This window comes from Protofrankia coriariae (genome assembly GCF_001017755.1).
Classification (GTDB): domain Bacteria; phylum Actinomycetota; class Actinomycetes; order Frankiales; family Frankiaceae; genus Protofrankia; species Protofrankia coriariae.
Genome location: NZ_JWIO01000110.1, coordinates 1 through 232, shown reverse-complemented (window position 1 = coordinate 232; position 232 = coordinate 1). Strand labels below are relative to the sequence as shown.

At 62.5% G+C, this 232-nt stretch carries 1 protein-coding gene; it reads right to left on the bottom strand.

Going from position 1 to position 232, the window contains the following annotated elements; genetic code table 11:
- Window positions 1–232: hypothetical protein (locus tag FrCorBMG51_RS32275; RefSeq protein WP_235433873.1), on the bottom strand; the 232-nt coding region annotated here is incomplete at both ends.

Genomic DNA, 232 nt, shown 5'->3' with positions numbered 1-232 from the left:
CTTTCCGCACCGGATTGAAACAACATGAAGGCGTCCTCCGCACCTGTCGCATCAGCGGTCGCACCGCCCCAACTTTCCGCACCGGATTGAAACTTGCCTTTCTGGCTCGACTTTTTACGTCGGGAACGTCGCACGCCCCAGCTTTCCGCACCGGATTGAAACCGGCTGACGACCTGGCCGACGGGCGCGTCGACGGTCGCGCCGCCCCAGCTTTCCGCACCGGATTGAAACC